We start from the raw sequence: 5364 nt of genomic DNA, 5'->3' as shown, positions 1-5364 counted from the left end.
GTGGCAATGGTCAGACGGTAGGATCGCTTTTGCAAGTCCGGGTGTGTGGGGAGTCCCTTCACCAAGCGCTCCAGAGCCTCCCGCAGCTTGCGGTCCGTGTTGCGCAGACGTCTTTCCTGCGGCGTCAGCGCCGGCGTTTTGCTCAATTTACGCGCCATCGCGACCATCCTTTCCATGATCGAGTTCGCCAAGGATGCGATCGCATTCGGCGATCCGTGTTTCCGCAATCCTGCGGCTGACCGGGTCCAGCCTGGGCTGATCGAGAAGATCGGCATTGCGATCGCGGCGCGCCTGCCAGACCGGTCGATGCCTGGCTGTGACGGCAAAGTTGGCGCAGGTGAGACACGTGCTTTCGGTTCTGAGCACCGGGTTTGGCCCGCGCTCGTCACCGAAGCAGGCAGCGGTTTCGACGCGATAGACACAATACCCCCAGTCGCAGACCCCGAGCCGGAGGTCAGTCTCTTCCATCAGGAAGCGAACATAAGCCTGAACATCGCCGTCGCGCGTGCGTCCGCGGAACTGCGAGCGAGCGGCAATCATCCGTCCGCCCTTGCCTCCGAGCGCCGTCGCCGTCAGCACCTCTTCCAGGGCGGCGCGAGTTTCTTCCTGCGCATGCCGGTCGATCAGGTCATCGAGCGCGAAGTCAGTCCCGACATAGCCGCGATCGGTCATCGCCCGGGTCACATGTCCGAAGTGTGCCTGAAGCGCATGCAGGCCGGTGCGGTCGCGCTTTCCGACGAAGCGTGCGAAGGTTTTTCGGCCCTGATGGGTGTTCAGATGCCACGGTTCCCCCTCGTGCTCCGGCAGGCCGATGAACGGCGCGAACAGATCGTTCAGCCGCCTTATGATCGTGGAGACGACGGGCAGGTCAGTTCTCGCAGCGGGACCGACAAGCCCGGTGCTGGCCATCACCAGAAAGAGATCGTCTCGCCCGCTTTGCGCCCGCAGGCGGGCGGTCAGTTGCTCCATGACTAAGACGGCCCGCTCGACGGGCGCCGGAGCAACCCAACGATGCGCTTCGCCATCGATGCCACGCGCCGTCTTGTAAATCCGCCCGGCAAGATAGGTGAAGCTTTCGCTGCCGTCGCCGGAGGGATGCTGTTCGATGCAGCCGACCTGAAGGCCGAGGATCTCCGAGACCCGGGCGCCAACCAGATAAGCGATCACGACAAAGCAGGCATCGTAGATGCGATCGGCGAGATAGCGTATCTGTTTGGTGCTGGTGACGGGCGCGGCATGCCATGAAGCATCCTCTCCGGACAGCGTAGAGAAGGAGAACCCTGCGATCGCGTCGGTCACGATGAAGCCGGCCTTCGTCTGGGGGATCCCTTTGGCGAGCGCATCGTCATAGGCGGACTGCGCCTTGGCCTGCAAAGAGATGACGTCGTCGGCCGGGGTGCCGATCAGTCTCAGTGCCGCCGAGACCAGGGGCACCGCGATCGCGTCCGGCGTATAAGGCAACCAGCCCCGGTCACGCCGAGCGAACGGCGGCGCGATGCCCGGGAACGGATCGGCGATCGCTACTTCCGGGAACTTCGCTCCCTGAAGATATAGGCGCGTCAGTAGATTGGCGTAGCTTTGCAGCGTCGTGCTCTTCAGCGGCTTGCCAGGCTTGCTGCCCGGACGTTGCGCCACCGTCGTCATGAACCTGTCGCAGCCCTCACGATCGAGATCGGCGAAGCTGCGGTATCCTTGCGCCGCCATCCAACGGATCAGCATCCGCAGCGTCTTGAAGACGGAGACGATGGTCGATTCATGGACATTGCGGCGGCCAGGAGGCGGGTCCAGCTTCAGGCTCCACAGGAACAGCTTCGCCGCCTCTCGCCAGCCTGTCCATTGCGGATCGCTGAACCGGCTATCGTCGGCAAGGACAAAGCCCCAGTCGAGCGAGAAGTCGCTGCGGTTGCCGCCTGGGCGATGGCCGTCGAGATGCCAGACCTGATCCGACCACACCGAGCGGGTCGATATCCGAAGTGCCGGCCGTGTGGCGGCAACAAGATCGGGTGCCGTGGACGCCGCCATCGTTCACTCCAGCGCCGGAAGGATTGGAAGAGTCGACATCCGGCGTTCGGCTTCCGCGTGCAGCGACTGCGGGAAGTCCGGCAGGATGTCGTCGACCAGGATGCGCAGGCTCGGCGCATACAGAAGCTCGAAGCGGCGGGGATCGATGCGCTCACGCGCACGCTCCAGTTCGCCGATCGCCCAAAGGATGCGCGCCATGTGCTCCGCATCAATCGGGATGATCAGTCCCGGGCAGCGCAGGCAGCCGCCGAAGTGCCGGCAGACCCTGCCAGCCACCGATCCAGGCGCTGTGCCAGTGGCCGGGTTGAGGCAATCATGGCTGAACGGAACCGTCGCATTGTCAGCCAGTGCAATGCAGTCGCGTTGCGCCTGATCTTCGGTGTCCGCCTTTGCGCCGACTATCCAGCCAAGCATCAGCCCCTGCAATCGAGCGATGGTCTGGCGCTGGACGCGGCTCGTCTGAGGCCCCTTGATGTAAAGCTCAGTCGTGTCGGCGCGAGCGTGATTGAGCACGTCTTGTGTCGCGACGATGTCGCCGCCGGACGCCTTGTAATATTCGGTGGCGACGCTGCCGCGCAGCAGTACCGCCGCAAAATCCGGCAAGAACTGGCGTGCGCGCTCAGGCGCCGCCTTGTTCCAGATCTCGATCCGGGCATTGGAGCGTTTGATGAATGGCTTCAGGGCATGCGACAAGGTCGTCTCCGCAATCAGCGTCACCGCGTCCTTCTTCTCGCTCTTCACCAGGAACAGGCGATTGCGGTCCTGCCGGCTGGCCCGGGCCGCGAGCGGCGCGGTCATCGCCAGCAATTTATCGATTAAGTTCGGCGCCGCATGTCGTCGGCGCCGGTCGAAGGATCGCCGCTGCGCGCGCTTCACCTTCGCACCGGCCCGAGGCTTGGCCCATTCGACGATGATACGATGCTCATCGAGCGGATGCGCCACCAGGCAATCGCGCGTCATCAGCCGCAGCGCATCCGGATTGCCCGCGGTCTGGATCGACAGCGCAATGAAGAACGCAACGACCGTTTCGCCGGTCAGGTGAAGATAGCCGCCGAGATGACGAAGCCCACCATAGCGGTTGACCGCCGAGATGTTGACGCCGCTGCGTATCGCAAGCGTCCGCGACGGCAGCACGCCGTCATTCGCCCCGGCGAGCGCCCGGACCAGGTCGCAAAGCTCGGGGTCGACGCCCTCGATCGGATCGCTCGTCATAAGCATGGTGCGCCCCGCTTCGAAGCGCTCCCATGCTTCGTCTATTTCCTCGTAGCACGCGCGCAGGATCGCCTTGATATCCTCCCCGGCAAGACGTGATCGGGCGTTGGCATTGCGGTTCGGCCAAACCCGCCAGGGGAAGTCGACGCGGCCCGGCAGCCGCGACGGATGCCGGCGCTTCGTCCAGTCAATCATCTGACGAAGCTGCATCAGGACATTCGCCCGCGAACTCTTGGACCAGGACTTGTTCGTCTGTCCTGCGACCTGCCGATCCAACCAGGCGATGTAGCGCCCGACCATAGCGGTGGTCAGATCGTCGGCGGATAGTACCTGGCCGTCCTCTGCAACAAATCGCGCGAACGACCGCAGCGCCATCCAGCAATGGCGCTGCGTATCATGGCTCGAGGCGGCATGATGGTGGCGAAAGGCGTCGGCCAGCAGTATAGCGACGTCCAACGGCAAGCCGAGCGTCCCGAGATCGTAGTGCTTCGTGACCTCGCCCCAGCCGTCGCGGAAGACGACGATGGTGCCGGCTGGCTGATCCAGAACAATCGGCGCCGCGGTCACCAGCCGCCGATCGATGTGCCCACGTCTAACAGCCATCGGGGATCAACTCGCCATAGAGATAGTCGATACTGTCGGCGAGGTCCCGCGCATTCAGATCGACGCAGCGCAGGTAGATCGCAGTGCTCTGTATCGAGCTGTGCCCTAGCAGCACCTGCACGATCTTCAGCGGATTGAGGTCCGGCGTGGTCAATGCCTGACGCTGCAACCGCACCAGCATGGTCATCGCGAATGTGTGCCTCAGATAATGCAACGTTCCCGCCACACCGGCTGCCCGGAATGCCTCTGCAAACACCGTCGTCAATCGCGTCTTGCTGACCCCGTTTCCTTGGGCGTTGAGGAACAGCGCCGAAGGCGGCCGATAGTCCGGCCGTTGACGTCGCAACGCCCGGACCTGCGGCGTGCGAACCTCATCGATATAGCGCTGCGTACGATCGACCAGACGGATCGGCGGGTAGATCGTGCGTGGCTTGTCACCCTTGGTGATCGTCAGAGGCACGCCAACAAGCGGATGATCCTCATCGTCCAGATGCGCCGTCTCCGGGACCTGGAATACGGCAAGGCCGCAAAGCTCCTTGCGCCGCAATCCCGTCGCCAGCGCCCATTCCCCCATCAACCGGTAAGGCATGTCCAGATGCGCAAACACCCGGTGCAACTGATCAACCCGCAATGGCCTCGGTAACCGTTCGTGCTCCGCGACTGTCAGGATGTTCGCCGCCATCACGCCTGGGCGCGCTTCGACATGCGCAAGGAACGATTGTCGCCGACTGGCACCCACCCGCACATCGACAAAGTGGAACGGCAGGTGTTCAATCCAGCCACGGCCATGCGCCCACGCATAAAACCGGCAGACCGTGCGGACCCGATCGTTCACCGTCGAACGCGCGTATGGCCGTTTCGTATGAGGGCTCGGCTGTGACAGCATGCGATTGCGCCACGCCGCAATCTCAGCCTCGCTCACTTCGCGCCAGTCGATACCCGATTGCTCCAGGCTGTCGAACCAATCATGCAGGTGCTCGCCGTAGGTTCGGATCGTCTCTGCCGCATGGGAGCGGCCCGGTATCGTCGCCAGTTCCATCAACCAGGCAAACGCCGGCTTGATGATCGCCATTCGTTCCGACACCAGGATCGGAAAGCCGGTCGGGATTGCGGCATAACCCATCGCCGCCTTGATAATCCGCACCATGACCTGTCCTCTTTGCAAGCCGCTATTCGAAGCAGCAAAAGACATCAGCCAGAGCCGAAAGCCCTGCAGAGCAACAAAGAAGACAGTTTCTCGAACAGGATGTTATCTTCAGCGGAGCGCCTTCGGCGCACTCTCTCTTTTGTTTGCGAGGGGTTCCCCTCCCGCTCTCCCGTTCGCCACGTGGCAGAAGTGCAGGATTAGTCCTGCACTTCATGGACTAGCTTGTGGTGTCGCCGCCGCCTCAAGCGTTGTCCTCGCTTCGCTGCGGGAACGCTTGACCCGGACGTCTGTCTGCCTTCTTCGATATGTCCCGCCAATATCGTCCAAAACCGTGACGGCCGTACGAACCCAACAGGACAGTTGCGACACAGAACCTAACA

3 protein-coding genes are annotated in these 5364 nt (G+C 62.9%); all 3 read right to left on the bottom strand.

Annotated elements, in window-relative coordinates; all coding sequences use genetic code 11:
- Window positions 1-147: 147 nt before the first annotated feature.
- The 3 genes from K7H91_RS25340 to K7H91_RS25330 are packed head-to-tail and all read right to left on the bottom strand — an operon-like array spanning window position 148 to window position 4984.
- A complete protein-coding gene (locus K7H91_RS25340) occupies window positions 148-2022 on the bottom strand; it encodes an integrase (RefSeq protein WP_230722938.1) in 1875 nt (624 codons plus the stop codon).
- Window positions 2023-2025: 3 nt separating this feature from the next.
- Window positions 2026-3837, bottom strand: coding sequence for a phage integrase SAM-like domain-containing protein (locus K7H91_RS25335; protein ID WP_230722937.1), 1812 nt, complete (start codon window positions 3835-3837; stop codon window positions 2026-2028).
- The gene (locus tag K7H91_RS25330; protein WP_230722936.1) at window positions 3827-4984 is read right to left on the bottom strand and encodes a tyrosine-type recombinase/integrase; all 1158 of its coding nucleotides are present in this window, start codon (window positions 4982-4984) and stop codon (window positions 3827-3829) included. The genes K7H91_RS25335 and K7H91_RS25330 overlap by 11 nt, the downstream gene beginning before the upstream one ends.
- Between the last annotated feature and the right edge of the window lie 380 nt (window positions 4985-5364).

Origin of the sequence: Martelella mediterranea (assembly GCF_021021415.1) — a bacterium.
GTDB lineage: Bacteria > Pseudomonadota > Alphaproteobacteria > Rhizobiales > Rhizobiaceae > Martelella > Martelella mediterranea_C.
Note: the sequence above shows the minus strand (reverse complement) of the source record. Positions and strands in the feature narration are given on the sequence as shown.

Excerpts from the sequence above, each read along its gene's own strand:
- K7H91_RS25335 (WP_230722937.1), bottom strand. The coding sequence starts at position 3,837 with ATGGCTGTTAGACGTGGGCACATCGATCGGCGGCTGGTGACCGCGGCG.
- K7H91_RS25340 (WP_230722938.1), bottom strand. The coding sequence starts at position 2,022 with ATGGCGGCGTCCACGGCACCCGATCTTGTTGCCGCCACACGGCCGGCA.
- K7H91_RS25330 (WP_230722936.1), bottom strand. The coding sequence starts at position 4,984 with ATGGTGCGGATTATCAAGGCGGCGATGGGTTATGCCGCAATCCCGACC.